The organism is Micromonospora sp. ATCC 39149 (assembly GCF_000158815.1).
Taxonomy (GTDB): domain Bacteria; phylum Actinomycetota; class Actinomycetes; order Mycobacteriales; family Micromonosporaceae; genus Micromonospora.
The window spans coordinates 249482-254493 of sequence record NZ_GG657738.1 but is presented as its reverse complement, the minus strand read 5'-3'; the positions used below and the strand labels follow the sequence as shown (position 1 = coordinate 254493).

The 5012-nt window shown below is 73.8% G+C and carries 6 protein-coding genes; 2 read left to right on the top strand and 4 right to left on the bottom strand.

The window, feature by feature from the left end:
- Nucleotides 1-258, bottom strand: a 258-nt coding sequence (locus tag MCAG_RS01125; RefSeq protein ID WP_036371838.1) for an SDR family NAD(P)-dependent oxidoreductase, incomplete at its 3' end; no start/stop codon positions are given.
- Between the two features lie 233 nt (nucleotides 259-491).
- Here MCAG_RS01125 and MCAG_RS01120 point away from each other — a divergent pair.
- The gene (locus MCAG_RS01120; RefSeq protein WP_007071160.1) at nucleotides 492-1478 is read left to right on the top strand and encodes a DUF1702 family protein; all 987 of its coding nucleotides are present in this window, start codon (nucleotides 492-494) and stop codon (nucleotides 1476-1478) included.
- Nucleotides 1475-2842, top strand: a complete 1368-nt coding sequence (locus MCAG_RS01115) for a cytochrome P450 (RefSeq protein ID WP_007071159.1) — start codon at nucleotides 1475-1477, stop codon at nucleotides 2840-2842. Before MCAG_RS01120 ends, MCAG_RS01115 begins: the two co-directional genes overlap by 4 nt.
- A gap of 252 nt (nucleotides 2843-3094) precedes the next feature.
- Here MCAG_RS01115 and MCAG_RS01110 read toward each other — a convergent pair whose 3' ends face one another.
- The 3 genes from MCAG_RS01110 to MCAG_RS01100 form a co-directional block, all read right to left on the bottom strand.
- Nucleotides 3095-3646: a flavin reductase family protein gene (locus tag MCAG_RS01110; RefSeq protein WP_007071158.1), complete on the bottom strand. Its 552-nt coding sequence runs from the start codon at nucleotides 3644-3646 to the stop codon at nucleotides 3095-3097.
- A 3-nt stretch (nucleotides 3647-3649) separates the two neighbouring features.
- On the bottom strand, nucleotides 3650-4126 hold the full coding sequence (locus MCAG_RS01105; RefSeq protein ID WP_007071157.1) for a thioesterase family protein: 477 nt from the start codon (nucleotides 4124-4126) through the stop codon (nucleotides 3650-3652).
- Nucleotides 4127-4130: 4 nt separating this feature from the next.
- A partial coding sequence (locus MCAG_RS01100; protein WP_036371835.1) for a polyketide synthase dehydratase domain-containing protein occupies nucleotides 4131-5012 on the bottom strand: 882 nt, incomplete at its 5' end.

Genomic DNA, 5012 nt, shown 5'->3' with positions numbered 1-5012 from the left:
CCGGCTGTCGAACGAGTAGACCGAGGCGGCGTGCACCAACGCGTCGACGCCGCGAACGGCCCGGTCCACCGCCGTCTCGTCGACGACGTCGCCGTCGGCGACCTGCACCGCGTCGCTCGGCACGGACAGCGGGGACAGGGCCGGGGCGACCCGGTCGGGGTCACGGGCCAGCACCCGCACCCGGTGCCCGGCTGCGGCGAGCGCCGCCACCGTGTGCGCGCCGACGAAACCCGTGCCGCCCGTCACGAGTACCAACATCGGGAGCTCCTCTCCGCCCGCGACCGGCGCGGGGACGCGCGGCGCGACGCTGCTGCCGGCCTGACGGGCGGCTCGATCGTGTCCCGTGCGGCGGCGGCGAACTACTCCCAACGTGCCGTTGTCCCGGCTGCTCAGCCGCAGGTCAGAGGGCAATCGGGAAGTGGCCGCGGGCGACGGACGGCCGGGAGGATGAGGCTGTTGGATCGTCGATCCTGGATGAATGGGAGCAGCAGGTGGCTGGCACCATCAGGGCGCTCAGGCGCCGCGTCCTCACCCCCGACGTCTCGGAGACCCTCGTCTCCACCCGGGGGTTCCACGTCAAGAGCCCGGAGTCCCGCACCATCCTGGAGACGGTCGGTTCGTCGTTCCTGGCCGGGCTCTCCTCGGCCGCCGGCGCCCGCCGGGTGACCGACGTCGACACCGATCTCGCCACGCTGCCGACCCGCTTCCAGGGATTCGCCTACGAGGGAGCGGCGATGGGCTTCGCGCTGGTCGACGCGCTCACCCCCGGCACGCCCCGGCGCAGCGCCGCATTCCTCGCCGGCACCGGTGACCGGCACGTCTACATGGCGTACGTCGGTATCGGCTGGGCGCTGGCCCGGCTGCCGAAGTTCCTGTGGCGGCGGGCCCTGGCAGGTGCCACCGACCCGTTGCTGCGCTGGCTCGTGCATGACGGCTACGGCTTCCACCAGGCATACTTCCACACCGACGCGTACGTGCACGGCCGGCGCGCGGTGACCGACTTCCCGTGGCCGCCCGAGGGCCCCACCGCGTACGCGGCCCGCGCCATCGACCAGGGCATCGGCCGGGCCACCTGGTTCGTCGCCGGCTGCGACCCGACGGTCGCCGCCGACCTCATCGACCGGTTCCCGGCGGCGCGGCGCGAGGACCTCTACAGCGGGGCCGGGCTCGCGGCGACGTACGCGGGCGGGTGCACCTCCGACGAGCTGCGCGTGTTCGCGGCCCGCTCGGGCGAGCACGCCCCGTTCGTCGCCCAGGCCAGCGCGTTCGCCGCGCAGGCCCGGATCCGGGCGGGGCTGCTGGTGCCGCACACGGAGCTGGCCACCCAGGTCTTCTGCCGGGCCTCGGCCGCCGACGCGGGTCGGGTCACCGACGAGCTGATCCCCGCCGGCCCGGACGCCTCCGGCCTGCCCGCGTACGAGGTGTGGCGGCGCGCCGTGGCCGCGCGCTTCCGGGCCAACGCCCGGGTGCAGCCGTGACGGCGATCGCCGACCCCAGCCGGTTGCGTCCGCCGGGCCCGTCGCCGTGGACCGCCCCGGTGCTGCTCGGGCGGATGGCCCGCAACCGGCTGGACGTCATGCGGGCGGTCTCCGCCCGGCACGGCGACGCGGTCCGGCTGCCGCTGGGCCCGAAGACGCTCTACTTCTTCAACCACCCCGACCACGCCAAGCACGTGTTGGCCGAGAACCCCGGCAACTACCACAAGGGCATCGGGCTGGTGCACGCCCGCCGTACCCTCGGCGACGGCCTGCTCACCAGCGAGGGCGAGCTGTGGACCAAGCAGCGCAAGGTGATCCAGCCGGTGTTCCAGGCCCGCCGGATCGCCCGCCAGGCCGACGCGGTCGCCGAGGAGTCGGTGCGGATGGCCGCCCGGCTGCAACGCATGGTCGGCGGCGGCCCCGTCGACATCCGGCACGAGATGACCGAGCTGACCCTCGGCGTGCTGGGCCGGACGCTGCTCGACGCCGACCTCGGGGAGTTCGGCGGGATCGGCGCGGCGTTCGAGGCGGTGCAGGACCAGGCGATCTTCGAGATGATGTCGCTGGGTGCCGTGCCGACCTGGGTGCCGCTGCCCCGGCAGCGGCGCTTCCGCCGGGCCCGCGCCGAGCTACAGGAAATCGTCGACCGGCTGGTGGCGCACCGGCGGGCGCAGCCCGGCGGCATCGCCGGCCGCGACGACGTGGTGTCCCGGCTGATCGAGTCGACCAGCCGGGAGACCGACCCCCGGGTGGCCCGGCAGCGGATGCGCGACGAACTGGTCACCCTGCTGCTTGCCGGGCACGAGACCACCGCCAGCACCCTGACCTGGGCCTTCTACCTGCTCGACCGGCATCACGAGGTGTGGGAGCGGATGCACGCCGAGGCCGTCGAGGTGCTCGGCGACCGCAACCCGGTGTACGAGGACCTGCACCGGCTGAGGTACACGGCAATGGTGGTCGACGAGGTGATGCGGCTGTATCCGCCGGTGTGGCTGCTGCCCCGCATCGCCCAGGGCGACGACGTCGTGGGCGGCTGGCACGTGCCCGCCGGCGCGGACGTCGTGCTCTGCCCGTACACCCTGCACCGGCACCCGGGGTTCTGGCCCGACCCGGACCGCTTCGACCCGGAGCGCTTCGACCCGGACCGGCGCACCGACCGGCCGCGGTACGCCTACATCCCGTTCGGCGCCGGCCCTTGCTTCTGCGTCTGCAACAACCTCGGGCTGTTTGATGCGGTGTTCGTGCTGGCCTGCGTGACCCGCCAGCTACGCCTGTCGCTGCGCCCCGGTTACCCGGTGGTGCCGGAGCCGATGCTGACCGTGCGGGTACGCGGCGGTCTGCCGATGCACGTCCACGAGGCCTGACCCGGCCCCGATCCGATCCTGGCGCAACCGGTGCTCTCCGGGCCGGTTGCGCCTCGTCGTGTCCGGGGTCCGGGGTCCAGCGCCCCGTTGGCGCGGGCAGCTGCATAGGGGCTGCGCTGGACATGCGGGTCGTCGGGGCGGGGTCGGTCGGTCCGCAGTGGGGTGACACGGCGACGGCCGGGTCGACCACGCGGGATGCGTGGGCCGCCCGGCCGTCGGGTGGTCGGCCCGGCCGGCGCCGGGCCGACCCGGTCAACCCTTGCCCACCTCGCTGAACCGGCCGCCGTGGAACAGCAGCGCGTCGTTGCTGTCACCCCGACCGGTGCCGAGCACCGAGCCGAGGAAGATGGAATGGTCGCCACCGTCGTACACGGCCGCCAGCTTGCACTCCACCCAGGCCACGTTCCCGGACACGATCGGCGCTCCGGTGTGCGGGCCCGGCTCGCACCGCACCGTGGCGAACTCGCGTTCGTCGCGGGGCCTGCTGGAGCTGGCGAAGTAGCGCGCCAGCCCCTCCTGGCCGGCGGCCAGGATGGACACCGCGAAGGTGCCCTGCGCCAGGACGGTGTCGTGCATGACGGAGCTGCGCTTCACGCACACCAGCACCATCGCCGGGTCCAGCGACACCGAGGTGAACGCGTTCGCGGTCATGCCGTGCGGGAGGTCCCGGCCCGAGGTCACCACCGTCACGCCGGTGGCGAACATCCCCATCACCGCCCGCAGTTCGGCGTGGTTGGCCGCCGTTGCCGGCGGCGGGGACACCGTCGTCGCGCCGGCGGTCGGTCGCTGGTCCGCTCTGGTCACGGCTCAGCCCTCCCCGACGCCTTCGAGGACCTTGCGTTGGCCGCCCCCGACGGGGGTCACCGCGTAGCGCGACAGCGCCGCCCGCAGCGTGTCCGGCACCCGGGTCGGCCGGGTGTCGGTGTTCGGGCCGCGCATGCACGCGATCCGCTGCCGCCCCCGGGCCACCAGCTCCTCGAAGCCGTCGCGCAGCCGCACGTAGTCGAAGGCGAAGCCGATCTGGGTCTGCGTGAGGTCCTCCAGCCGCATCCGGATCGACAGCTCGTCGAACGCGGTGATCTCGGTGAAGAACTCGCACTCGCACTTGAGGGTGAACAGCTTCAGGTCGTCGCGGATGTCCGCCAGGACCTCCGGCGCCTGGTCCCGCAGGAACATCTCCCGGCACCGGCCCTGCCAGCGCATGTAGTTGACGTAGTAGACGTTCCCGACGAGGTTCGTCTCCTCGAAACCCACCAGGTGCCGGTACTCGTAGTAGGACTCCATGACTTCACCTGCTTCCTTCCGCCAGCATCGTGAACACCACCGGGTCCCCGACGTCGTTGAGCGCGGTGACGAAGGTGGCGACCCGCGCCGCCCCCGACCGCAGGGCCACCCAGCCGGCCGTGCCGTTCGGCTCGGCCACCAGGTCGACCCGGGCGTGGCCGTTCTTGCGCAGGCACTCGACCGCGCCCCAGACCCGGGTGGCCGCGACCGACAGCTCCTCGCCCTGCTCCCGGGCCAGCAGCGTGGCCAGGGCCACGCCGTCCGGGCCGATCAGGCCGGCCCACTCGTCGCCGGTACGGGCCGCGGCCAGCTCCACGTCGCAGCCCACCGCGGCCGAGGCGCCGGCGACGGCGAAGGTGACCCCGGCGGCGTGCGAGGCCGAGATCCGGACGTCGGCGTCGACCTCCGGCCTGCCGTCCGGCCGGTAGCGCACCGTCGTCTCCGTGCCCAGCGCCCAGCTCACCGCGCGGGCGGTTTGCCGGCGGCGGGCCTGAGTCCCGGTGGCGTCCGCGTCGTCGGGCCGCACCACGCAGCGCAGCTCGTCGGGCAGGAACGCCCCGACCCGCCGCTCCAGGTACGGGCCGACCAACGCCGGCAGCCACGGCCCCGTGCCGTCCTGCTTGCGCACGGCGTGCAGGCGCAGCCCCTGCCACCGCTCGACGAGGTTGCCGTCGGGGTCGCAGACGTCCACGTCGTAGTGGTAGGTGTCGCCCTGGCGCAGCCGCTCCACCGCGTGGATGGTGACGGTGTCCAGGGTGGCGGCGACCTTTGGATCGGCCAGGTGCAGCCGCTCGATGGCACCCGGCAGCAGGGTCGCGTCCGGCACGCAGCACTGCAACGCGTGCATCACCGTGTCCCGGGTGCCCGGGTCGCCGAGGACCAGGTC

Bases quoted from the DNA above. Each gene is read 5' to 3' on its own strand.
- MCAG_RS01105 (WP_007071157.1), bottom strand. From the start codon at position 4,126: ATGGAGTCCTACTACGAGTACCGGCACCTGGTGGGTTTCGAGGAGACG.